This is a genomic window from Pseudomonas sp., from assembly GCF_032058845.1.
In the GTDB taxonomy this organism is placed as follows: Bacteria; Pseudomonadota; Gammaproteobacteria; order Pseudomonadales; family Pseudomonadaceae; genus Aquipseudomonas.
Genome location: NZ_DAMCCR010000018.1, coordinates 1 through 22,984, shown reverse-complemented (window position 1 = coordinate 22,984; position 22,984 = coordinate 1). Strand labels below are relative to the sequence as shown.

Annotated in this window: 23 protein-coding genes; 11 read left to right on the top strand and 12 right to left on the bottom strand. The window is 62.1% G+C overall.

Annotated elements, in window-relative coordinates:
• Positions 1 to 3: 3 nt before the first annotated feature.
• The gene (locus RT028_RS05710; RefSeq protein ID WP_312933369.1) at positions 4 to 891 is read left to right on the top strand and encodes a CSS-motif domain-containing protein; all 888 of its coding nucleotides are present in this window, start codon (positions 4 to 6) and stop codon (positions 889 to 891) included.
• Here the strand turns inward: RT028_RS05710 and hppD are convergent.
• Positions 858 to 1,934, bottom strand: a complete 1,077-nt coding sequence (gene hppD / locus RT028_RS05705; RefSeq protein ID WP_312933367.1) for a 4-hydroxyphenylpyruvate dioxygenase — start codon at positions 1,932 to 1,934, stop codon at positions 858 to 860. The genes RT028_RS05710 and hppD overlap by 34 nt on opposite strands.
• Before the next feature lie 305 nt (positions 1,935 to 2,239).
• Here hppD and RT028_RS05700 point away from each other — a divergent pair, with 305 nt between their 5' ends.
• Together RT028_RS05700 and rarD are read left to right on the top strand one after the other, a co-directional pair.
• Entirely contained in the window at positions 2,240 to 3,826 is a 1,587-nt protein-coding gene (locus RT028_RS05700) for a cyclic diguanylate phosphodiesterase (protein WP_312933365.1), read from the top strand.
• Between the two features lie 30 nt (positions 3,827 to 3,856).
• On the top strand, positions 3,857 to 4,741 hold the full coding sequence (rarD, locus tag RT028_RS05695) for an EamA family transporter RarD (protein ID WP_312933363.1): 885 nt from the start codon (positions 3,857 to 3,859) through the stop codon (positions 4,739 to 4,741).
• Here the strand turns inward: rarD and RT028_RS05690 are convergent.
• From RT028_RS05690 to RT028_RS05665, 6 genes are all read right to left on the bottom strand, one after another.
• On the bottom strand, positions 4,707 to 6,275 hold the full coding sequence (locus RT028_RS05690; RefSeq protein WP_312933361.1) for a TerC family protein: 1,569 nt from the start codon (positions 6,273 to 6,275) through the stop codon (positions 4,707 to 4,709). The genes rarD and RT028_RS05690 overlap by 35 nt on opposite strands.
• A 369-nt stretch (positions 6,276 to 6,644) precedes the next feature.
• Positions 6,645 to 7,022, bottom strand: coding sequence for a response regulator (locus RT028_RS05685; RefSeq protein ID WP_312933359.1), 378 nt, complete (start codon positions 7,020 to 7,022; stop codon positions 6,645 to 6,647).
• 44 nt (positions 7,023 to 7,066) lie between these two features.
• Positions 7,067 to 8,293 carry a hybrid sensor histidine kinase/response regulator gene (locus RT028_RS05680; protein WP_312933357.1) on the bottom strand — a complete coding sequence of 409 codons (1,227 nt, stop codon included), beginning with the start codon at positions 8,291 to 8,293 and terminating at the stop codon, positions 7,067 to 7,069.
• The gene (locus RT028_RS05675; protein ID WP_312933355.1) at positions 8,287 to 8,862 is read right to left on the bottom strand and encodes a chemotaxis protein CheB; all 576 of its coding nucleotides are present in this window, start codon (positions 8,860 to 8,862) and stop codon (positions 8,287 to 8,289) included. The genes RT028_RS05680 and RT028_RS05675 overlap by 7 nt, the downstream gene beginning before the upstream one ends.
• On the bottom strand, positions 8,859 to 9,680 hold the full coding sequence (locus RT028_RS05670; protein WP_312933353.1) for a CheR family methyltransferase: 822 nt from the start codon (positions 9,678 to 9,680) through the stop codon (positions 8,859 to 8,861). The genes RT028_RS05675 and RT028_RS05670 overlap by 4 nt, the downstream gene beginning before the upstream one ends.
• Positions 9,677 to 13,150, bottom strand: a complete 3,474-nt coding sequence (locus RT028_RS05665; protein WP_312933351.1) for a response regulator — start codon at positions 13,148 to 13,150, stop codon at positions 9,677 to 9,679. Before RT028_RS05665 ends, RT028_RS05670 begins: the two co-directional genes overlap by 4 nt.
• A gap of 268 nt (positions 13,151 to 13,418) precedes the next feature.
• Between RT028_RS05665 and RT028_RS05660 the strand changes: the two genes are divergently transcribed.
• The gene (locus RT028_RS05660) at positions 13,419 to 13,769 is read left to right on the top strand and encodes a response regulator (protein ID WP_312933349.1); all 351 of its coding nucleotides are present in this window, start codon (positions 13,419 to 13,421) and stop codon (positions 13,767 to 13,769) included.
• Between the two features lie 6 nt (positions 13,770 to 13,775).
• Here RT028_RS05660 and cobF read toward each other — a convergent pair whose 3' ends face one another.
• A complete protein-coding gene (cobF, locus tag RT028_RS05655) occupies positions 13,776 to 14,528 on the bottom strand; it encodes a precorrin-6A synthase (deacetylating) (protein WP_312933347.1) in 753 nt (250 codons plus the stop codon).
• A gap of 272 nt (positions 14,529 to 14,800) precedes the next feature.
• On the opposite strand from cobF, the gene RT028_RS05650 reads away from it, so the two are divergent.
• From RT028_RS05650 to RT028_RS05640, 3 genes are all read left to right on the top strand, one after another.
• The gene (locus RT028_RS05650; protein WP_312933345.1) at positions 14,801 to 15,163 is read left to right on the top strand and encodes a histone-like nucleoid-structuring protein, MvaT/MvaU family; all 363 of its coding nucleotides are present in this window, start codon (positions 14,801 to 14,803) and stop codon (positions 15,161 to 15,163) included.
• Between the two features lie 224 nt (positions 15,164 to 15,387).
• A complete protein-coding gene (gene gloA, locus RT028_RS05645) occupies positions 15,388 to 15,909 on the top strand; it encodes a lactoylglutathione lyase (RefSeq protein WP_312933343.1) in 522 nt (173 codons plus the stop codon).
• A gap of 99 nt (positions 15,910 to 16,008) precedes the next feature.
• Positions 16,009 to 16,257 carry a hypothetical protein gene (locus tag RT028_RS05640; protein ID WP_312933341.1) on the top strand — a complete coding sequence of 83 codons (249 nt, stop codon included), beginning with the start codon at positions 16,009 to 16,011 and terminating at the stop codon, positions 16,255 to 16,257.
• Between the two features lie 147 nt (positions 16,258 to 16,404).
• Here RT028_RS05640 and RT028_RS05635 read toward each other — a convergent pair whose 3' ends face one another.
• Positions 16,405 to 17,226 carry a shikimate 5-dehydrogenase gene (locus tag RT028_RS05635; protein ID WP_312933339.1) on the bottom strand — a complete coding sequence of 274 codons (822 nt, stop codon included), beginning with the start codon at positions 17,224 to 17,226 and terminating at the stop codon, positions 16,405 to 16,407.
• 227 nt (positions 17,227 to 17,453) lie between these two features.
• Between RT028_RS05635 and RT028_RS05630 the strand changes: the two genes are divergently transcribed.
• Positions 17,454 to 17,807: a hypothetical protein gene (locus RT028_RS05630; protein WP_312933338.1), complete on the top strand. Its 354-nt coding sequence runs from the start codon at positions 17,454 to 17,456 to the stop codon at positions 17,805 to 17,807.
• Positions 17,808 to 18,043: 236 nt separating this feature from the next.
• Positions 18,044 to 18,970 carry a D-alanyl-D-alanine endopeptidase gene (gene pbpG, locus RT028_RS05625; protein ID WP_312933336.1) on the top strand — a complete coding sequence of 309 codons (927 nt, stop codon included), beginning with the start codon at positions 18,044 to 18,046 and terminating at the stop codon, positions 18,968 to 18,970.
• A 144-nt stretch (positions 18,971 to 19,114) separates the two neighbouring features.
• Here pbpG and RT028_RS05620 read toward each other — a convergent pair whose 3' ends face one another.
• Entirely contained in the window at positions 19,115 to 19,771 is a 657-nt protein-coding gene (locus RT028_RS05620) for a CoA transferase subunit B (RefSeq protein ID WP_312933334.1), read from the bottom strand.
• Positions 19,772 to 19,804: 33 nt separating this feature from the next.
• The gene (locus RT028_RS05615; protein ID WP_312933333.1) at positions 19,805 to 20,503 is read right to left on the bottom strand and encodes a CoA transferase subunit A; all 699 of its coding nucleotides are present in this window, start codon (positions 20,501 to 20,503) and stop codon (positions 19,805 to 19,807) included.
• Between the two features lie 115 nt (positions 20,504 to 20,618).
• Between RT028_RS05615 and RT028_RS05610 the strand changes: the two genes are divergently transcribed.
• Positions 20,619 to 21,524 carry a LysR family transcriptional regulator gene (locus RT028_RS05610; protein WP_312933331.1) on the top strand — a complete coding sequence of 302 codons (906 nt, stop codon included), beginning with the start codon at positions 20,619 to 20,621 and terminating at the stop codon, positions 21,522 to 21,524.
• On the top strand, positions 21,512 to 22,333 hold the full coding sequence (locus RT028_RS05605; RefSeq protein ID WP_312933329.1) for an aldo/keto reductase: 822 nt from the start codon (positions 21,512 to 21,514) through the stop codon (positions 22,331 to 22,333). The genes RT028_RS05610 and RT028_RS05605 overlap by 13 nt, the downstream gene beginning before the upstream one ends.
• Before the next feature lie 347 nt (positions 22,334 to 22,680).
• On the opposite strand, the gene RT028_RS05600 is transcribed toward RT028_RS05605, so the two are convergent.
• On the bottom strand, positions 22,681 to 22,984 hold a 304-nt coding region (locus RT028_RS05600), incomplete at its 5' end, for an OB-fold nucleic acid binding domain-containing protein (protein WP_312933328.1).

Here is a 22,984-nt window from a genome sequence, read left to right as displayed (position 1 = left end):
CGCGTGGCCCCCCTGCCGCTTGAGGACCCACTGTCCATGAGATCAACTCGTCCCTCCCTCCGCCATCCCTGCACGCTCTTGATGATGCTTGGCATCTGCCTGATTCCCGTTCTTTGTGGCGCGCTGGTGATCGTGCAACAGATCGATCGCGCGCTCGACGCCGCCGCACGCAGCAATGCCATGCGTGCGCTGTATGTCGTGGATCGTGTTTTTGACATGCTGCGCGTTACCAGCAACCATCTCGCCCACGTGCCTCAGGGCAAGTGCGCCGCGCTGGCGCCACACTCGCTCGCCAGCGTCAACGGCAGCCGGCTGATTCAGTCATGGAGCGTCAAGCAACCAGACGACAGCTGGTGCAGCTCCAGCGGGTGGGAGATTGCGAACGTCGGGTTGTTCAATCAGTTCGTCGAACAGCGCGTCAGCCTGGCCAGCCAAGCTTCGACGTCCCCCAGGACCGGCACTCTGGTGTTTGCCTGGCCAGGCAACGAGCGCGCCCTCCTGGCAGGCATCAATGGCCAGCAGCTGCACCATCAGCTGTCAAAGTTCGCGCGGGGTGAAGTGCTGCAACTGGATGTTGGCGATCACTCGATCTGGATGAGCAACGACGGCTACGCCCGAGAGCATCCGGGACCCAGCTCCTCCAACCGGATCAGCAAGCGCTCATCTGAATATGGCTACACCATCCATGCAGGCTATAGCGCTGGCACCTTTCAGCAGATGTTCTGGGCTTATGGCACCCGCGCCCTACCCCTGCTGCTGCTGACCGGCCTGGTGACAGGGGCGTGCGTGTACCTGGTGCTGGTAAAGAGCCATCAGCCTGGCTACAGGCGCCGTCGCAACGGCACCTGCGTCTGGCATCAGTCGGTCTGGAGTACACCCCGTCGCACCTGATCGCGTTCGATCGACTCGAACAACGCCTTGAAATTGCCCTCACCGAAGCCGTCATCACCTTTGCGTTGGATGAACTCGAAGAACACCGGCCCCAAGAGCGTGCCAGAGAAGATCTGCAACAATAGCCGCCGGTCCCCGGGCTCGGAGGCACCATCGAGCAGGATGCCTCGCGACTGCAAGGCCTCCACTGGTTCACCGTGGTCAGGCAGGCGCTCTTCGAGCATTTCATAGTAGGTCTGCGGTGGCGGCGTCATGAACACCGTGCCCATACCTTTGAGTGCGTCCCAGGTCTTGATCAGGTCATCGGTGAGAAACGCCACATGCTGGATGCCCTCACCGTTGAACTGCATGAGGAACTCCTCGATCTGCCCGGCGCCTTTGGACGACTCCTCGTTGAGCGGAATGCGGATCATGCCGTCAGGCGCGGTCATGGCCTTGGACGTCAGGCCGGTGTATTCACCCTTGATGTCGAAATAGCGAATCTCGCGGAAATTGAACAGCTTTTCATAGAAGCCTGCCCAGTAGGCCATGCGCCCGCGGTACACGTTGTGCGTGAGGTGATCGATGATCTTCAACCCTGCACCTTGCGGGTGGCGGTCGACACCGTCGAGGAAGGTGAAGTCGATGTCATAGATCGAGCTGCCTTCCTCGAAGCGGTCGATCAGGTACAGCGGCGCGCCGCCAATACCTTTGATCGCCGGCAAGCGCAGCTCCATCGGCCCTGTTTCGATTTCCACCGGCTGGGCGCCCAGTTCCAGCGCCCGGGCATACGCCTGATGCGCATTTCGCACGCGAAACGCCATGCCGCAGACCGACGGGCCATGCTCGGCCGCAAAATAGGATGCGACGCTCTTGGGCTCGTTGTTGAGGATCAGGTTGATATCGCCCTGGCGGTACAGGTGCACAGCCTTGGAGCGATGAGTGGCGACATGCGTGAAGCCCAGCGCCTTGAATACCGGTTCCAGCGCGCCGGGCGTGGGGGATGCCAGCTCGATGAACTCGAAGCCCATCAGGTCCATGGGATTGTCGAAAAGATCGGTCATGGAAGTATCCTTGTCAGCAGTAAAAATCAGTCGTGAGTAGCAGCTGGATTTTTCTGTCAGACAGGCGGCGCACACGGCACGCCGCGCACACTGCGGGCGAGAAAACCACCAATGATCAGCTTGAAGCCATAGCGCGCCATACGCAGGGTCTCTGAGGACGTGCCCTCCGGCGGAGAGCTTATTGTTTTATCCGTAATCGGATTCTATAGAGCGTAAAAGAATTTGTCGCCTGGTCGTTATTGCCTGAGGCCGACAAACGGCTATCCTGTGGGCAAGATTTCCCTCTGCAACAAGGTTAGATCAGTATGCCCCTCACGGCCCTTCGTCCTGCTCGCTGGAGCTGGCGTACCCTTCTGCCCTGGACCGTCGGCCTGCTCCCGCTGCTGGGCGGTATGGCGGTCATGCGCTGGCAGGCCGAACGCGAGCTGCACGAGCAAAGCCAGGCAGCGGCCCTGCAGGTACTTCGGCAAAGTGAACTGATCCTCGAGCAGCTGTCACGCACGGCCCGCACGCTGCTGCCGTTGGCCGGCCAGCCCTGCGAAAGCGCCAGTTTGCCATTGCGCGCCGAAGTCACCCGTAACGCCTTCGTGCGCTCCACCGTGCTGTTCGATCATGACCGTGTCTACTGCACCTCACTGCTCGGCGGTTACGACGAGGCCGTCGACATCAATGACTACACCGAAGGCACCCTGTGGCTGATGGACGGCAACTCGGTGACCCCCGGCCACCCGCTGCTGGTATACCGTCTCGGCAATGCCGGCCGTGGCGTGCTGGTCACCGTGGACGGCGAGCATGTACTGACCTTCCTGCGCCTGAGCGACCCCGAGCTGCCCGTGCAGATACGCGTGGGAGACCACTGGATCGGGGCAGAAGGCCAGGTGCGCACCGGCACTCCACCCAGCGCTGGAAAGGCCTCCGTGCAAATGGCCTCGACGCGCTTCCCGCTCAGCGTGCAGGCCGGCCTGAACGAAGACCACACAATGGCCTACATGCTCGGCCACTACCCTGCCCTGTTCGGCCTGCTGGTATTACTCGGGCTGCTGGCCGGCAGCGCCTGCCGCTGGCAGATCCGCCGCGCCACCTCACCGCGCGCAGAAATCGAGCGGGCGTTGCAGGCCAATGAGTTCGTACCCTACCTGCAACCGGTGGTGCGCCGCGGCGACTACAAGTGGTCGGGGGTGGAGGTGCTGATGCGCTGGCAGCACCCCAAGGACGGTCTGGTGCGCCCGGACCTGTTCATTCCCTACGCCGAACACAGTGGCCAGATCGTGCCCATGACCCGTGCCTTGATGGAGCACACTGCCACAAGCCTGGCGCCCTTCGCGCCGTTGCTCGACGAGCACTTCCACATCGCCTTCAACATCACTGCCGACCACTGCCGCGACCTGAGCCTGCTGGACGATTGCGCACGCTTTCTCGCGCAGTTCCCACCCGGGCGCATCGCCCTGACCCTGGAGCTCACCGAACGCAAGCTGATCGAACCGAGCCCGACCACCCTGGAGCTGTTCAACAAGCTGCATGACATGGGCGTGATGATCGCTCTCGATGACTTCGGCACCGGCCAGTCCAGCCTCAACTACCTGCGCCAGTTCCGCATCGACTACCTGAAGATCGACCAGAGCTTCGTGGCCATGATCGGCGGTGACGCGCTGTCGCTGCACATTCTGGAAAGCATCATCGAGCTGTGTGGCAAGCTCGGCCTGGGCATCGTCGCCGAAGGGGTCGAGACCGCAGAGCAACGTGACTACCTCGACCGCCACACGGTGGACTACCAGCAAGGCTACCTGTTTGCCCGGCCCATGCCCGTGGCCGACTTCCTCAAGTCTCTGGCCGCACGCCCGAGTGCGCCGACCTTGTCCAAGGCATCACCCCCTGAGATCATTCCCGATTGACCATGGGTTCAACGTTCAGAAGAGGCGGTCGTGTCTAAGGGCATCGTAATTTCGGTCTTGGCGTCGTGTCTGTTCGCCGTGATGTACTTCTATACCTCCCTGCTTGCGCCACTGGACGGCGAGGAAATCTTCGGTTGGCGCACCTTGCTGACGCTTCCCTGCCTGACGCTGTTCATGCTCGCCTCCAAGGACTGGCAGCGCGTGGGCGAGCTGTTTGCACGGGTGCGGCGCACGCCGCTGCTGCTGCTGGGCATGCTCGGCACCTCGTGGCTGATGGGCATTCAGTTGTGGCTGTTTCTCTGGGCACCGTTGCACGGGCGCAGCCTGGAAGTGTCGATGGGTTACTTCCTGCTGCCCCTGGCCATGGTGACCACAGGCCGGCTGGTGTATGGCGAGCGCCTGTCACGGCTGCAGGGTGTGGCGGTGGCCTGCGCTGCGCTGGGCGTGGCCCACGAGCTGTACCAGCACGGCAGCTTTGCCTGGGAAACGCTGGTGGTGATGCTGGGTTACCCGGTGTATTTCGTCCTGCGCAAGCGCTGCCAGAGCGACCACCTGGGCGGGTTGTGGTGGGACATGTTTCTGTTGCTGCCGTGGGCGATCTATTTCGTCGTACAGGGCCCCTTGTCACCGACCGACCTGGCCGCGCACTCAGGGCTTTACCTGCTGATCCCGGTGTTGGGGGCGATCAGCGCCGGAGCGCTGATTTCATATGTCCTGGCCAGCCGCCTGCTGCCCTTCACGCTGTTCGGCCTGCTCAGCTACGTCGAGCCCGTGCTGCTGGTGGGCGTGGCGTTGCTGCTGGGCGAGACCATCGGCCCCGACCAGTGGCTGACCTACCTGCCGATCTGGGCCGCTGTGCTGGTGCTGGTCCTCGAAGGCGTCAGGCATCTGTTGCGCCAGCGTCGTCGCGACTGAGGTGGACCTGGCGCACGCGCCGCTCTTCGACCGTGACCACGGTCAGGGTCCAGCCGTTGCAGCTCAGGCGGTCGCCGATGACCGGCAAACGGTCGAGCAGGCTCATCACCAGGCCCGCGAGGGTCTGGTAATCCTCGGTGGCGCGGGCAGCAAAGCCGGTTCGCGCCTGCACCTGGCTCAGGTTCAAGGCGCCGCTGGCGATGAAACCGAGGGTGTCCTCGACGATCTCCGGGCCGCCGATCTCGCTGGCATCGGGCAACTCGCCGGCAATCGACTCGAGAATGTCGGTCATGGTCAGCAGGCCCGTGAAGTCACCGAATTCGTTGACCACGAAAGCGATGTGCGTCGACTGGCTGCGCATCTGCTCCAGTGCGTTGAGGATGCTGAAGCTTTCCAGCAGGTTCAACGGCACCTGGACCATGCTTTCCAGGTCCGGCTGCTCGCCAGACAACACGGCCTTGAGCAGCTCCTTCTTGTGCACATAACCCAGCGGCTCCTCGATACGCCCGGCGCGGATCACCGGCAGGCGTGAATACGGCGAGTGGGCCAGGTTCAGCGCGTTGCCCTGTGGGTCGAGCGCCAGGTCAATGGCATCGACCTCGGCTCGTGCGGTCATCACCGTACGGATCGGCCGCTCGGCCAGGTGCAGCACGCCACTGATCATCACCCGCTCACGGCGATCGAACAGCACTTCGCTGTCGCCGCCTTCGACCATGTCGGCGATCTCGTCACCGACTTCATCGCTGCTGACCCGGCGGCCACCCAGCAGACGCAGCACGGCATGGGCGGTGCGCTCGCGCAGCGGGCGATGGCTCTGCACGCTGCGCTTGCGACGGGCACGGGCCAGTTGATTGAACAGCTCGATCAGCAGCGAGAAGCCGATGGCCGCATACAGATAGCCTTTGGGGATGTGGAAGCCCAAGCCTTCGGCCGTCAGGCTGAAGCCGATCATCATCAAGAAGCCCAGGCACAGCATGATGACGGTGGGGTGGGCATTGACGAAGCGGGTCAGCGGCTTGCTGGCCACGATCATGATGCCGATGGAGAAAATCACCGCAATCATCATCACCGACAGGTGCTCGACCATGCCCACGGCCGTGATCACCGCATCGAGCGAGAACACCGCGTCGAGCACCACGATCTGCGCCACGATGGGCCAGAATGCCGAATAACGCAGCGCGCCCTGGCTCTGCGGCTCATGCCCTTCCAAGCGCTCATGCAGCTCCATGGTTGCCTTGAACAGCAGGAACACGCCGCCGAACAGCATGATCAGGTCGCGGCCCGAGAAGCTTTTGCCGAATACCTCGAACAATGGCTCGGTGAGGGTGACCATCCAGGAAATGCTCGCCAGCAAGCCCAGGCGCATGATCAGCGCCAGACTCAGGCCGATGATCCGCGCACGGTCGCGCTGATGCGGCGGAAGCTTGTCGGCAAGGATGGCGATGAACACCAGGTTGTCGATACCCAGCACCAGTTCGAGCACGATGAGCGTAAGCAGGCCTAGCCAGGCCGTGGGGTCAGCTAGCCATTCCATCAACGGATACTCGCGGCAGGGTCAAGAAAGGGAGACAGGCAGGACGGTCGTGGCGACCACACACAGGGAGGCTCGGAGAAAGCGCTCATAGGGACCTTGCTGGAAAATACGGAAAATAATCCTACAGCTCAGTTAGATAAATCTCACAGCGAGAAAGTATTACAAAAACTGTAGCAGCCATTGGGCGGCTCACCGCTTCGCAGTTGGCGAAGCCAACGCGGGTAAAGGCCGGGCTGCGCCTGCATGCCTCGAGCGCAGCCAGGCAAGCGCTGCGTGCCTGGCATGTGAAGGCAAGCAGCGGCTGCCACAGCGGTAGTGCAGTGCGCCCGCCAAAACACCTGAAAGCGTGATCAACAGCAGGCGCAGAGGTTATCTGAGCTGATTCTGGATCTGCTCTTTCAAGGTCGCCAGATCAAAGGGTTTGGCCAGGATCGGCGCCTTATGGGCGATCGGGCTGTCGGACTCGCGGATTTCCGCCGGATAGCCACTGATGAAGATCACCTTCAGGTCAGGCCGCAGCTTCACGGCCGGCTCGGCGATCTGCACACCGGAGATCCCGCCGGGAAGCCGGTAGTCGGTCACGATCAGGTCCAGATGCGGCTTGCTGGCCAGAATCGCGAAGGCCTGCGCGCCGTCTTCAGCCACCAGCACGTGGTAACCCTCGCCGGACAGGTAGTCCTGCAAAATAATCCGTATGGCTTCTTCGTCCTCGACGATCAGCACTACATCTTGTGCATCTTCACTCATGGCAACGCCTTCAAATTCAACAAGCTGCCCCTATGACCCCAGGCTCACGCAGAGGTTGCCTGCGCCTGATCGCTTTGTGTCGGTGCCGCGCAAAGCGGCAGAAAAACGCTGAACGTCGAGCCTTGGCCCTCTTCGCTGTCGACCTCGATACGCCCGCCATGGGCCAGCACGATCTGCTCGGAGATATACAGCCCCAGGCCCAAGCCGCTGCGGGCGTGCTGCGCCGAGACCCGCTCGAACTGCTGGAAAATACGTTTCTGGTTCGGCTGGCTGATGCCGATGCCCTGGTCCTGCACCTGCACACACGCCGCGTCGCCGTCCTGATGCAGCCGCACATGCACCGTCTTGTGATCGCCATAGCGCAGCGCATTGGACAGCAGATTGGCCAGCACCTGCTCGATTCGGAACTCATCCCACTCGCCCAGCATCGGGCATGCGGCGCTGAGCTCGATCTGCGTGTCCAACGACTCGGCCTGGGCACTGAACCGCTCGACCAGGTTGTGCAGCAACGCACACAAGTCAAACACCTTGGGCCGGATCGACAACTTGCCCGTGCGGATCCGCGACACGTCCAACATGTCTTCGACCAGCCGGATCAGGCTATTGATCTGCCGTTCGTCGCGCTCGACCATCAAGTGCAGCTTGTCCGTGCTGAACGCGGCAAGGTTGCCACGGGCCAGGTTCATCTTGCGCAGTTGAGTCTCCAGAATCAGGCCATTGAGCGGCGTACGCACCTCGTGCGAAACGATCGACATGAAGTCATCGCGCATGCGCACCGCGTGCTGCAGGTCAGCCTGGGTCGACTGCAGCCTGGCCAGCAGCAACGCCTGCTCCTGACGGCCGCGCTCCAGGGCCTCGAGCTGGCGGTCGAGCACCTGGCGCTGGCGAAACAGGTCAACGAACACGGTGACCTTGCTCTTCACCGCCAAGGTGTCGAGCGGCTTGTGCAGGAAATCTACCGCACCGCTTTCGTAGCCCTTGAAGGCGTAATCCATCTCGCGCCCGGCCGCACTGACGAAAACGATCGGAATGTGCTTGGTCTTTTCCATGCCGCGCATCAGCTCGGCCAGCTCGAAACCGTTCATGCCAGGCATCTGGACATCGAGGATGGCCAGGGCGAAATCATGTTCGAGCAGCAGCGACAGTGCCTGGTCGGCCGACAACGCCTGATGCACCTCGCGGTCCTCGCCCTGGATCAGGGCCTGGAGGGCCAGCAGGTTTTCCGGCAGGTCGTCGACGATCAGCAGTTTCGCGGTGAGGTGGCTTAGCATGCGCGGGGTTCCAAGGTGGCGAGCAAGTGCCCGATACCGCTTAGAGAAAGAATGTGGTCAGGGGCATGCAACGCCAGTGCTGCCTGAGGCATCAGCCCGACCTGTGCTTCATTGGGGTCCTGGACCACGGTCCGGCCGCCCTGTTGTTTGATTCTGGCAAGCCCTCTGGCGCCGTCCTGATTGGCACCCGTGAGCACGATGCCCATCAGATCCGCACCATACGCATCGGCGGCGGACTCGAAGAGGAAGTCGATGGCCGGCCGGGAAAAATGCACCGGCTCTTCCTGGCTCAGCGACAGGCTCAAATCGCGCTCGACCGACAGGTGATACCCCGGGCCTGCGACATAGATGCTTCCTGACATGATGCTTTCCTTGTCACGCGCTTCATGCACCGGCCGTCCCAGGCGCTGTTGCAGCACGGCAGCCAGGTGGCTGGGGCGATCTTGCGGCAGGTGCAGCACACACAACACCGGCAGGCTGAATGCCGGCGGTAGCAGCCCGAGCACCTCGAACAATGCGGCGACCCCGCCGGCCGATGCGCCGATGACGATGGCATGAGGCGTGTTCATGATTTGCGAAAGATCCGCTCAGGGCGCACCAGCGCCTTGAAACGATCAGCATAGGCGGAAAAGTCCACCGACTCCTTGCTGCCCAGCACCAGGAAACCGCGGTGGCACAGCGACTCGTGAAACAGCCCGAATGCCCGGTCTTGCAGTGCCTTGTTGAAATAGATCATCACATTGCGGCACGACACCAGCTGGGTTTCGGAAAACACGCTGTCGGTGGCCAGACTGTGGTCGGCGAAGGTCACGTTGTCGCGCAGGCTGCTGTCCATGATGGCGTTGCCGTAGGCGGCGGTGTAGTACTCGGAAAAGTCCCGACGCCCGCCTGCCTCGCGGTAGTTCTGCGCGTAGGTGTCGATGTTCTGCAGCGAATAGATGCCTTGCTTGGCCCGCTCCAGCGAATAGGGGTTGATGTCGGTGGCATACAGAATGCTGCGTTCGAGCAAGCCCTCTTCACGCAGAAGGATGGCCATGGAATAAACCTCCTCTCCCGTGCTGCAGCCGGCAATCCAGACCTTGATCGAAGGCCAGGTGCGCAGCAATGGCACCACTTCCGTGCGCAAGGCCAGGAAGTGGCTGGGGTCGCGGAACATTTCGCTGACCGGAATCGTCAGGTACTGCAGCAGCTCCATGAACATGCTCGGATCGTGCAGCACGCGTTCCTGCAAGGCCGACACGGTGCGGCACTCGAACTGGTTCACGGCATGAAGAATCCGGCGCTTGATCGAAGCGCCGGAGTAATCGCGAAAGTCATAGCTGTACTTGAGGTAGATCGCCTCGATGAGCAGCCTGATTTCGATCTCGGTATCGCGGTCGATAGTCAAATTCGCTCCAGTTGCGGCAGCCACACGCGGATCAGCGAGAACAGTCGATCCAGGTCGATGGGCTTGGCCAGGTAATCGTTGGCACCGGCCTGCAGACAACGCTGCTGGTCGTCCTTCATCGCCTTGGCCGTCACCGAAATGATCGGCAGCTTGCGCCAGCGCGGTTGCTGGCGGATCAGCCGGGTGGCTTCATAGCCATCCATCTCCGGCATCATCACGTCCATCAGCACCAGGTCGATGTCGTCGTGCTGCTCCAGTCGCTCGATGGCTTCGCGGCCGTTGCGGCCGATCACCACCACAGCCCCCTTGTGCTCCAGCGCACTGGTGAGGGCGAAGATATTGCGCACATCGTCATCGACCAGCAGGATGCGCCGCCCCTCGAACACCTTGTCGCGGCTGCGCGCGGTCTTGAGCATGCGCTGACGCTCGTGGGACAGCTGCGATTCGACCTGGTGCAGGAACAGCGTCACCTCGTCCAGCAGACGCTCCGGCGAGCGGGCACCCTTGATGATGATCGAGCGCGAATACTTGAGCAGCTCGGCTTCTTCTTCACGGGTCAGGTTGCGCCCGGTGTAGACGATCACCGGCGGGAAGGCGCGGATGTCTTCGGCGGTCATGCGCTTGAGCAGCTCGTTGCCGAGCATGTCCGGCAGCTTGAGGTCGATGATCATGCAGTCATAGATGTTTTCGCGCAGCAGGTCCAATGCCTCGTGGGCCGTGGCCACGTCGGTGATCTCGATGTCCTCGTCGCCGATCAGCCGGGCGATGCTCTCGCGCTGCAGGTCGTCGTCTTCCACCAGCAGGATGCGCTTTAGCTTTTGCGTCAGCTTGGCTTCGAGGCGACCGAACACCTCCTTGAGCTGGTCGCGGGTCGCGGGTTTGACCGCGTAACCAATGGCGCCCATGTGCAGGGCAGCCTCCACCCGGTCTTCCACCGAAATCACGTGCACCGGGATGTGCCGGGTTTCGGCCTGTTCCTTCAAGCGCTGCAGCACGGTCAGCCCGGAATGATCCGGCAGGCGCATGTCCAGCAGCACGGCGTCTGGCAGATAGCGCGAAGCCAGCTCGAAGCCTTCGTCGGCACCCTGGGCGTGCAGGCAGTTGTAGCCCAGCTCACGGGCGAGGTCATAGAGGATGCGGGCGAAGTTCGGTTCGTCTTCGATGACCAGGATGCAGCGATTGCTGAAGGGGGCCAGATCGCGGTCGTCGGTAAAGGCTGGGGGAAGTGTCGCGCTGGGCACCGGCAGGCTGGGCGCCGGGCTGGGAGCTGCCTGCAGACGCTCGAGCACGGGTTGCACGGCCGGGGCCTGGCCAGACAGCTCGTCGGCCTCGTAGCGTTCCGGCAATGCCAGGCTGAACAGGCTGCCCTGCCCCGGCTGGCTGCGCACGGTGATCTGCCCACCAAGCAGCTGCGCCAGGTCGCGCGAAATCGACAAGCCCAGGCCTGTGCCGCCGTAGCGACGGTTACTGGTGCCATCGACCTGATGGAACGCGCCGAAGATCGCTTGCTGCTGGTCGGCGGCGATGCCGATGCCGCTGTCCTGCACGGCGAAGACGATGCCCTGCTCCGGCGCATGGCTGATGGTCAGGCTGACCTTGCCCTGCTCGGTGAACTTGATGGCATTGGACAGCAGGTTCTTGAGGATCTGCTCCAGGCGTTGACGGTCTGTGTACAGGGTGGCCGGCACCTGCCCTTGAATCTGCACCTCGAGCGTCAGGCCCTTGTCGGCTGCCAGCGGCTGGAACATGCCGCGCAAGCCATCGACCAGGCGTTCGACACGGGTGGTTTCAGGGCGCATGTCCAACTTGCCTGCTTCGACCTTGGCGATGTCGAGAATGTCGTTGATCAGGTTGAGCAAGTCGTTGCCGGCGGAATAGATGGAGTCGGCAAACTTGACCTGTTCTGCAGTGAGATTGCCGCTGGCGTTTTCGCCCAGCAGCTTGGCCAGAATCAGCGAGCTGTTGAGCGGGGTGCGCAGCTCGTGGGACATGTTGGCGAGGAACTCGGACTTGTACTGGCTGGAGCGCTGCAGGTCGTCAGCGCGGGCCTGCAGCTCTTTCTGCGCCAGATTGAGCTCGCTGTTCTTGCGATCGAGCGCGTCGGTGCGCTCGGCCAGTTGCTCGTTGGTCTGTTCTAGCTCGGCCTGCTGGGTTTCCAGGTGCGCCTGGGACTCCTTGAGCACCCGCGACTGCTCTTCGAGCTCTTCGTTGGCGGTCTTCAACTCTTCCTGCTGGACCTGCAGTTCCTCATTGAGCTGCTGGGTTTCGGCCAGCACTTCCTGCAGACGCTGGCGGTAACGTGCGCTTTCGATGGAGGTGCCCAGGCTCTCGGCGAGCAGCTCGAGCAACTCTTCATCGCGAGGTTGCAGCGGGCGCAGAAAGCCCAGCTCGATGACCCCATTGACCTCGCCGTCGTGGCTGGCCGGCACCAGCATGGCGCTGCGCGGCAAGCCGCTGCCAAGGCCCGAGCTCAGGCGGTGGAAGCCTTCGGGCAGGTTGTCCAGACGCACCAGGCGCGATTGCTTCACCGCTTGGGCGAGCAGACCCTCATGGGCAGACAGCCGCTGCTCACGGGCCTGTTGCTCGGCATCCAGGCCGTAGCTGGCCACGCGGATCAATTGGCCATGCTCATCACGCGCATAGACAGCGCCGACCACACTGCCCAGGTAGCTGGCGAAGAACTTGAGGATACTGTTGCCCAGTAGCGGCAAGGTCAGTTGGCCCAACACTTCGCCCGACAGTTGTGTCTGCCCGCTGCGCAGCCAGGCCTGGTGCTCCAGGCGTTCGGCCGCGCGCTGCTGGGCCCAGAGGTTTTCATCGTAGCTGGCTGACAGGGCCAGCAGATCGCGGCGCCCCAGGTAGGCCAGCAAGGCGGTGAGCGCCACGATGAAAAGGACGAAGCCGCTGATGGCCAGGGTGGTGGTTGTGCTTACCGTATCGGTACGGGTCATGCGCAACTGCTGTTCCTGACCGATGAAGGTGGCAAATTCCTTGCGCATCTCATCGGTGATCCGCTTGCCCCGACCACTGCCGATCGACTCGCGGAAGTTACCGTTGGTGCGACGCTGATTGATGATTTCGGTCCCGAAGTCGTTCCATGCGCCTTGCAGCGATTTCAGGCGCTCGATGCGATCGACCTGCTGCGGGTTGTCGCTGACCATTTCCCGCAGCGCATTGAGGCTGCCGAAAATCTGCGGCTTGGCCACCTCGTAGGGGTCGAGGAAACGTTCGTCGCCGGTGATGAGGAAGCCGCGCATGCCGGTTTCCATGTCGATCGACAACTTGACGGTCTCGTTGGCGTTGCTGATGACACGGTCGGTGTGCTCTACCCACCTCATGGCCGTCAGCAGGTAGCTGACGATCGTCACGAAGGCCACGGCCCCCAGCAGACCCACGCCCAAGGGCAGGCCAACGTTGCGGCTGAGCAGCTTGCGAAAGCTGCGTTGGTCCATCGAAGCTGCTTGAATCATTGGGTAACGCCCGAGCGAATGAGGTCTGTTGAACGGTGCATGGAAAAACGGCCCGGCCTGCCCTGGCCTCGGCGATGCCGGTCGGCCGCGCCGCCTTGCAAAGGGGCCACAGTCTACCGGGCTTTTTCGCCCAAGGCAGGCCTTTAGCCAGCCTTGGATAATTGGCAGGCCCCAATCGTTCCATCGCAGTGCACCGCACTGGTATCCTGCGGAACTTCTACCCGTTGCCAGGCACTGAGTAGACACACCTATTTAACAGGATCTATCCATGCCTTTACTGGTTGTCGAAGACGACGACATTGTCCGGATGCTGACGGTCGAAGTGCTCGAGGAACTGGAGTACTCGGTGCTCGAAGCAGCGGACGCTGCCCAGGCGCTGAGCATTCTCAAGGATGCGACTCAGCCCCTGGACCTGCTCATGACCGATATCGGTCTACCAGACATGAGCGGCCAGGACCTTGCCCAACTGGCGCGGGACATGCGTCCTGACCTGCCCGTGCTCTTCGCCAGCGGCTACGCAGAAAGCCTGAACGTACCAGCCGGCATGCACATGATTGGCAAACCGTTCAGCATCGACCAGCTGCGGCTCAAGGTCGAAGCGATTCTGGGCGAGCGCTGAACCCGCTCAACACGGCATCCTTCTTAGTAAGTACGTGTCCATGATCCAGCCTTTACGGGCACGAGCCTCTTCGCGTACTTGCACTATCCTGTCTTTCACTTCACTCAGCGGCCCGGCGATCAGCTGCTCATCGGGCGTGCCTATGTAGGCGCCCCAGTAAATGAACAGGCCCTCGGCGTCGATCTGAGTGAACGTGCACTGCCCATCGAGCATCACGACGACGTTATCGATGCGGTCGTGTCTGGCCAGTTGCCGACCGGGCAATACCGTCAGCGGCTCGCCAATACGGTTCAGCGCAATCGCATGGCGAGCAGCCAGCGCTTGCACGCTGCTGATACCAGGAATGATCTCGATCGCCACCTGCGTGCCGAGTTCTCGCACCCGTTCCAGGATACGCACGGTACTGTCATACAAACCGGGGTCGCCCCATAACAGAAAGGCGCCGAGCTCTCCCGGCTGCAAGTGCTCTTCGAGCAGGCGTTGGTACAACATGGCACGCTGCAGGTGCCAGGCCTGGACCGCACCCACATAATCGCCGCCCTGGCCATCGCGCACGGCGTCGGTAACTTCCACCACCCGATAATCGCCATCAGGCACATGCTGCTGCAATAACTGACGGCGAGCATCGACCAGTTCATGGGTGGGCGAGCCCTTGTTCAACAGGAAGAACACCTGGGCGCGGCGAAGTGCATCGACGGCCTGCAGCGTGATCTGTTGCGGATCGCCGGGACCGATACCGATCAGTAACAGCTGTTTCATCGAGTGTCTCCACCTTCAATTAAAGGGCGCGGCGCATCACCAGGCATACTGCGGTTTAGTTTCCCGCGCGCGCAAAATCTTTTGTACAAAATACTTAGTGTGAGCGAGTAACTAGTTACGCCATTTTTCTGGAAAGTTTAGGTTTACCCATTACGGACTGACAACTACACTCCCATTCAACGAACAGTTTCACCCCCCTTCATGTGGCAGGCGGCACTAGTCGACATCCTGTTCGTACGCCCGGCCACGGCCGTTTTCCAGGAGTGATGCCAATGTCCAGACTCGCCGAGTTTCGCGCTGCAGAAAAAGCCCTGAAAGATCAACTTGCACAACTCGAATCAATGAAACAGGACGCCGGCCTCAAGCGCGAAATCGAATTCGAGAAAAAACTTCTCGACTTGATGAAGAGCTACGACAAAGGGCTGCGTGAAATCGTCGCCATCCTCGATCCCAACGTCACCAGCAAGGCGCCTGCGCCAGCGGCCAAGCAGCACCGCCGGCCACGTGTCATGAAAGTCTACGAGAACCCGCACAACGGTGAAATGATCGAGACCAAAGGCGGCAATCACCGCGGCCTGAAGGCCTGGAAACAGCAATATGGCAGTGACACGGTGGAAACCTGGCTGCGCTCATGAAACATCAACGAACGCTTCACAGATTTTTCACAGCGCTGGGGGCATTATCAAACCAGCTAAAGGACTAGCGACCCCATCACGCGCCCGCACATGCGGGCCTCTAATTCCAGCGCCCCGCACCTCGTGCGGGGCGCTTTCATTTGTGTGATCGTATTTCTTCCGTATCATGCTTGCCTGTCTGTTTCGCTGGCGCCACAGGCCCGGCCTTGTTTTCTGGAGACCCCATGAGCCTGAACGATCTGCACACCTTGCCCGGCATCACCGCGCAACCCGACGCCGCCACTCACAACTTCGTGTTCAACCACACCATGTTGCGGGTCAAGGACATCGAGAAATCGCTGGACTTCTACACCCGGGTTCTGGGCTTCACCCTGGTCGACAAACGTGACTTCGCGGAGGCAGGTTTCAGCCTGTACTTCCTGGCCCTGGCCGATAAAAGCAGCATTCCAGCCGACGACGATGCGCGTCATCAGTGGATGAAGTCGATTCCGGGCGTACTGGAGCTGACCCACAACCACGGTACCGAGAACGACGCTGACTTCGCCTACCACGATGGCAACAGCGACCCGCGCGGCTTTGGCCACATCTGCATTTCCGTACCGGACGTGACCACGGCCTGCGCCCGCTTCGAGGCCCTGAACGTGCCGTTCCAGAAACGCCTGACCGACGGCCGCATGAAACACCTGGCGTTCATCAAGGACCCCGACGGCTACTGGGTTGAAATCATTCAGCCGGCAGCGATGTAATGCCTTCGGGCGCCTGACGTTCGTCGGGCGCCCACCGCGTTCAGCCTGGCTGTGGTATCACGCAAGTAGCACCTTCCTGACCACAGCGAGGTAGGCACCATGCAAACCCTCCACTGCCAGCACCGTGAACACACCATCACCGCCAGTGTGATGGCCCATCCCGATTCTCCCCTGCCCTACGCCGCCGGCTGCCTGATCACTGATCCCGAGGGGCATGTGAGTCGACGGTTGTCCCTGCCGGTCGACATGAAATTCATGGCCAACCTGGACCACGCGCAGCACGCGGCGCTGGCCCACGGTCGTTGGCTGGTGGACCAGCAGCTCGACGCGCAGGCCCGGTGCTTCTGACGCACCCGCGCGGGTGCCTTGGCAGCACCCGCGTCAGGGCCGAGTCCCTGCGCAGGAGCGGACCTCATCGTAAACCCTGCCCCAGGCACCGCGCCCTGCCCTGTGCATGCGTCATCCTGAGGCTATCGGGCGCACGCTCGCAGCGACTCAAGCCTGACGAGCAAACGCGATGGCTTGCTGTACCTGGGCCTCGCTCGGGCGTACGCCGGTGTACAGCACGAACTGCTCGAGCGCCTGCAAGGCGATCACCTCCAAGCCGGTAATCACCGATTTGCCCGCAGCCTCGGCGTGCTTGATCAACGGCGTGCGCTCGGGCATCGCCACCACATCGAACACCCATTGCGCGGCGGCAATGGCGGCCTCGGTGAAGGCCAGCTGTTCGGCCTCAGGGCCTGCGGCCATGCCGATGGGCGTCACATTGATCAGCATCGGCGGGCTGAGCTCGCCCAGCTCGCGCACCCAGCGGTAGCCGCAGGCATCGGCCAGCTCGCGGCCCGCTTGTTCGTTACGCGCCACTAGCGTGCCGTCGGTAAAGCCGCTGTCGCGCAGGGCACAGGCGACCGCCTTGGCCATTCCGCCACTGCCACGCAGGGCAAAGGCAGTGTTCGGGTCGACCTGACGGCTTTCGAGCAGCTGGCGTACGGCCAGATAATCGGTGTTGTAGGCCCTGAGGTGGCCGGCGTCGTTGACCACGGTGTTGATCGAATCGATGGCCGCCGCCGAAGGATCTATCTCATCGACCAGCGCCATGCACGCTTCCTTGAACGGCATCGACACGCCGCAGCCGCGAATGCCCAGGGCACGGATGCCCGATACAGCGGCGGGCAGGTCCTGGGTGGTCATGGCCTTGTAGTAATAGTTCAGGCCCATCTGCTGATAGAGATGGTTATGGAAACGCACACCGAAGGTGCCTGGGCGTCCGGCCAGGGAGATGCACAAGACGGTATCTGCGCTGGGTGTGAGGGTCATGGTAGTTCCTTGGAAGGGAAGCTGGCATCGCCAGGGGCCTGCATGGGGCTATAGAACATATCCTACAAACCTGAGGGCAGATGCAGAAGCGATTCACCTAAGATTCCTACGGGCCTCAGCCGTTTGTCCGACCTTACAAAACCTTTACCCAGGCACCCTGCGCAAGCCGGGGAAACTGCGGTCATAGTGTTACGCCCCAAGCGAGGGGTGTCTTGCGAGGATTGTGTATGAAGCGTCACATGCCCGTGATCGCGTTGCTGATCGGTGCCCTGGCCGTGAGTGGCCCGGCTGCCGCCCATGGCTGGCGTGGCGCAGGGCCGGTACTGGGCGCGGCGGTGGTAGGCGCGGTGGTAGGCGCGGCAGTGTCGGGCGGCCATGACCGCCCGGTGTATGTGGAGCGCCAACCCACCTATTACGCGCCGCCGCCGGTCTATGTCCAGGCACCTCCCCAGCCGGTCTATTACGAACAACCTTACGTGGTCGAGCGCTATGTGCCCATGCCGCCTCCGCCGCCGCCGCAGTACCGGCGCTATTACGGCCCGCCGCCGGGTTACTACTATGGCCCGCCGCCGCGCTGGTAGCCTGCCTGAACGTATTTGTCGTGTGTTGCACCGTGTCCCATTGCCCGCCGCTCTGGCGGGCTTTTTTTTATTCAGGATCGGGCGCCACGTGCGCGGTCCATGAAGTTTTTTTCATACCGTTCAGCCGCCTGAACAAGCAATCGACAGCGCTTGGCCCATACTCCACAATGCGCCGGTTTTTGAGGGGCAAAAGCCCTTTACAGCCAATGACATACCCACACTTAGTGAGTCTCGACGTGAAATCTTCCCTGTCCATTCTCAGCCTGCTGTTGTTGCTCACAGGCGCTGCAATGCTCCCCACTGCAGCGGCCGCACAAACCGCGACCCAGAAGCCGCGCGACCCGGCCACACTGCACCTGGCCTCCGGCAGCGCCTTGCTGATTGACCTCAACACCCGGCAGGAGCTGTATTCCAGCCACGCCGAACGCGTACTGCCCATCGCCTCGGTGACCAAGCTGATGACCGCCATGGTAGTGTTGGACGCCAAGTTGCCGATGGATGAAATGCTCACCATGACCATCGCCAACAACCCCGACATGAAGGGGATCTATTCCCGCGTGCGCCTGGGCAGCGAGCTGAACCGCCGCGAAACCCTGCTGATCACCTTGATGTCATCGGAGAACCGCGCCGCCACCAGCCTGGCCAACCATTATCCAGGCGGTTATGGCGCCTTCATCAAGGCGATGAACGCCAAGGCCCGCAGCCTGGGCATGAGCCATACGCGCTACGTTGAGCCCACCGGGTTGTCGACACAGAACGTGTCTACCGCCCGCGACCTGGCCAAGCTGCTGATCGCTTCGCGCAGCTACCCGATGCTCAGCCAGTTGTCGACCACCCGGGAAAAGACCGTGGCCTTCCGCAAGCCCAATTACACCCTGGGCTTTCGCAACACCGATCACCTGGTCAACAAGAGTAACTGGGACATCAACCTGACCAAGACCGGCTTCACCAACGAAGCAGGCCACTGCCTGGTACTGCTGACGAAAATGGATAACCGCCCAGTGGCCATGGTGATTCTCGACGCGTTTGGCAAGTACACCCACTTCGCCGATGCCAGTCGCATGCGCCAGTGGCTGGAGACCGGGGCCACCAAACCGGCTCCGGCAGTGGCGATGCAGTACAAGGCCGAGCGCCACGCACGCACGCGGTTGGCTGCGGAATAGGTCAATGCGGATACCGGCGCAGCGCTATCGTCAGGGGTGAGGAAGGCGCCTTGCCCGGTTCCAGTGCCAACCCCGATGGGCTGCGTTGCAGCCCCTGCGGTGGCAGTGCCGATGGGTCGCGTGATGCAGGCGTGAGCCGTGGCCTCAGAAGGTCATTTCCTTGACGTCATCGGCCACGATCAGCTTGCCTGCGGTTTTCTCGACCACCTCCTGCACGCTCACCCCCGGCGCGGTTTCACGCAGGATGAACGCGCCGTTCTCGATTTCCAGATAGGCAAGATCGGTCAACACCTTGCGAATGCACCCGGCGCCGGTCAATGGCAGGCTGCAGCGGTCGAGCAGCTTGGATTCCCCGTCCTTGGAGGCGTGGGTCATGGTGACGATGATGTTTTCCGCGCCGGCCACCAGGTCCATGGCACCGCCCATGCCCTTGACCAGCTTGCCTGGAATCATCCACGAGGCGATGTTGCCCTGCACGTCGACTTCGAAGGCGCCGAGCACGGTGAGGTCGACATGGCCGCCGCGAATCATTGCGAACGACTGCGCCGAATCGAAGATCGAGGCGCCGCGCCGGGCGGTCACGGTCTGTTTGCCAGCATTGATCATGTCCGGGTCGAGCTGGCTTTCGGTGGGGAACTCGCCCATGCCGAGCAGGCCGTTTTCCGATTGCAGCATCACGTCCATGTCGGCCGGCACGTAGTTGGCCACCAAGGTGGGAATGCCGATGCCGAGGTTGACGTAGTAACCGTCTTTGAGTTCGCGGGCGACGCGTTGCGCCATTTGTTCGCGGGTCAGGGCCATGGTCAGGTTCTCTTGTAGGAATGAGGCCAGGGCTCAGGCCTTGACGGTACGTTTTTCGATGCGCTTCTCGAACTGGCCGACGATCACCCGGTCGACGAAGATGCCCGGCGTATGGATTTCGCTCGGCAGCAGCACGCCGGGCTCGACCAGCTCCTCGACCTCCACCACGGTGATGCGGCCGGCGGTGGCGGCCAGCGGATTGAAATTCTGCGCGGTGTTGCGATACACGACATTGCCGTAATGGTCGGCCTTCCAACCTTTGACGATTGCGAAATCACCGGTAATGCATTCCTCGAGGATGTAGGCACGGCCGTTGAATTCACGCACTTCCTTGCCTTCGGCAACGGGTGTGCCATAGCCGGTAGCGGTGAAGAAGGCAGGAATGCCGGCACCGCCCGCGCGCATTTTTTCCGCCAGGGTGCCTTGGGGCGTCAGCTCCACTTCCAGCTCGCCGCTGAGCAACTGCCGTTCGAACTCGGCGTTTTCCCCCACATAGGACGCGATCATCTTGCGGATCTGGCGGTTCTCGAGCAGCACGCCCAAGCCAAAGCCATCAACGCCGCAGTTGTTGGAAACCACCGTGAGGCCTTTCACGCCACGCCGCTTGACCTCGGCAATCAGGTTTTCCGGGATGCCGCACAGGCCAAAGCCCCCGGCCAGCACGGTCATGTCATCGGTAAGCCCGTCGAGGGCCTGTTCATAGCTGGTGACGCGCTTGTCGAGTCCGGCCATGGTCTTCTGTCGCCTTGTAGGAAATGGAGAGTAGTGGCATGTTCACGCTTGGCGACTGATTTGTTAATTTTGTTTTCGTGATCAATTGATAATATTTGCAAAAGAGGCCCCGCCCGTGAACGTCAAGCAGCTTCGCGCCTTTGCCAGCGTGGCCAAGTTCCAGAGCTTCGCCCAGGCTGGGGAGCACCTGCACATTTCACAGCCGGCCCTGAGCCTGACCATCAAGGCGCTGGAAGAAAACCTCGGGGGTGCGCTGTTCACCCGCACCACCCGCAGCGTCAGCCTGACCGCCGAGGGCGAGGTGCTCTTGCCATTGGCGCGGCGGCTGCTGGCCGAGTGGGATGACACCGAACAACAGCTCCGGCAGCGCTTCACCTTGCAGTTGGGGCGGGTGTCGGTGGCGGCCATGCCGTCGTTTGCAGGCAACCTGCTGCCGCCGGCGTTGAAGGTGTTTCGTCAGCGCTATCCGAAGGTCAACGTCACCGTGCATGACGTGATCAACGAGCAGGTACTGGAACTGGTGCGCCATCGGCGCGTCGAACTGGGCATCGGCTTTGAACCTGACAGTGGTGAAGGATTGCATTTCCATCCGCTCTACCTGGACCGATTCGTGGCCGTGGTACCGGCCGATTCGCACTTGGCGCGGCGCTCGCAGGTGGCCTGGAGCGACTTGCTCGGTGAAGATTTCATTGCCTTGCAACGCCCTTCTGCCGTGCGCCTGCTGCTTGAGGAGCATGCACCGGTGGCGGCCGGCTCACTGGCAGTGGCGTTTGAAAGCCATCAGTTGTCGACCATCGGGCGCATGGTCGCCAGTGGTCTGGGCGTAAGCGCCGTCCCCGCGCTGTGCATCCAGCAGATGCAGGAACTGGGCGCACGCTGCGTGACGCTGGTTGACCCCTGCGTGGAACGGCGCATCGGCGTCATTGCGCTACGCGATCAGAAACTCTCCACTGCTGCCCAGGCATTGCTCGATGTCGTGCTGGCCCATACACAGATTCCGGAGGTGACATGCACTACATGAAATTGGCAGGTTGCGAGGTTCCAGTCATTGGCCAGGGAACGTGGTACATGGGGGAACGCAGCGATCAGCAGGCGACAGAGGTCGCGGCCTTGCAACAGGGCATCGACCTTGGCCTGACCCTGATCGACACCGCCGAAATGTATGCCGAAGGGGGCGCCGAGCAGGTGGTGGGCAAAGCCATCGCCGGGCGCCGCGACAAGGTCTGCCTGGTCAGCAAGGTCTATCCGCACAATGCAAGCCGGCGTGGTGTGCCTGAGGCATGCGAGCGCAGCCTCAAGCGCCTGGGCACCGATTACCTCGACCTGTACCTGCTGCATTGGCAGGGCCAGCACCCGCTGGAGGAGACCATCGAGGCCTTCGAGCGCCTGCGTGAACAGGGCAAGATCGGCGCCTGGGGCGTGTCCAATTTCGACCTGGCAGACCTTCAAGGCCTGCCCTCTTCGGCCTGTGCTGCCAACCAGGTGCTGTACAACCCCAGCCAGCGCGGCATCGAATTCGACCTGCTGCCGTGGAGTCGGGCCCAAGGCATGCCGGTCATGGCCTACTGCCCACTGGCACAGGGTGGGCGTTTTCTCAACCATGGGGTCCTGGCCAACATCGCTGAACAGCACGGCGCAACGCCAGCCCAGGTCAGCCTGGCCTGGGTCACCCACGGCGGCGGCGTGATTGCGATTCCCAAGGCCGTCAAGCCCGAACACGTGCAGCTCAACGCTGCGGCGGGCGCCTTGCGGCTGACCGACGAGGACCTGCTGGCCATCGACGAGGTTTTTGCGCCCCCGGTGCACAAGCACAGGCTGGCGATGGTGTGAGGCCACGGCTACGGCTTTGCAGCTGACTCCGCCCGGAGTGGCAGCTATAAGCGGCCGGTCCGGCGCTCCCACAAGGATCGCTTGTTCCTGCACAACAAACGCTCTCAGGCCACCGCGCAACCTGTTGGCGACTTCAGTCGCGATAGACGGCGTAGCCGGCCCAGGGGCCACGGCTGCGCTCTGCTTGTTGATGCGCGTGGCCCGAGTCAGGCCGGCTGCGACGGCCATCGCGACTGAAGTCCTACCAGGACCGCGTTGCTGTCGACCAAGGCCTGATGGCACCGATTGTCCGGGCTTCGTCAAAGACAGTTGGCTCCCACCTGCAGACCCCGGATAACGCCAGGGAGCTAGTGAAAATCCCGACTCCGCACCTCCAGCCCATGCAGCAGCGAGCTGATGTCATCCAGGCGCTTGGCAATCAGGTGCCTGACTTCCCCCTGCTGCTCCAGGCGCCCACTCACCTTGAGCAGCTGCGAACCCACCAGTGCCTGGCGCTGGCGTTCGGCCAGCGCTTTCCAGACCACGACATTGACCAGGCCAAACTCGTCTTCCAGGGTGACGAACGTCACGCCACTGGCAGTCTGGGGCCGCTGCCGCCCGACCACGATGCCAGCCAAGGCCAGGGTGTCGCCGTGCGCCAGACTGCCCAGC